The organism is Polynucleobacter sp. AP-Latsch-80-C2, assembly GCF_018882185.1.
Lineage (GTDB): Bacteria > Pseudomonadota > Gammaproteobacteria > Burkholderiales > Burkholderiaceae > Polynucleobacter.
Genome location: NZ_JACVOY010000055.1, coordinates 1 through 219, shown reverse-complemented (window position 1 = coordinate 219; position 219 = coordinate 1). Strand labels below are relative to the sequence as shown.

The window sequence follows — 219 nt, the reverse complement described above, 5'->3', positions numbered from 1 at the left end:
GCCAAAGTATCGGTCACTAAGGTCAGGTTATGGTTGCCTGCAGCAATGGTGCTAGCGGTAGTAATGCTAGATGCAGTTAAGGTCACATCACTACCCAGTGTCACTGCGCCAGTGTAGGTTTGAGTACTGCTTGTTTTAATAGTATCTGAATTTACAGTCGTTAAGCCTGCGGAGATAGAAAGTGTATTAAGAATGCTTGTATTACCCACTTTGCCACCA

The 219-nt window shown here is 44.3% G+C and carries 1 protein-coding gene; it reads right to left on the bottom strand.

Going from position 1 to position 219, the window contains the following annotated elements; all coding sequences use genetic code 11:
* Positions 1 to 219 (bottom strand): hypothetical protein (locus tag ICN47_RS12850; RefSeq protein WP_216220303.1); only part of this gene is annotated, 219 nt, incomplete at both ends.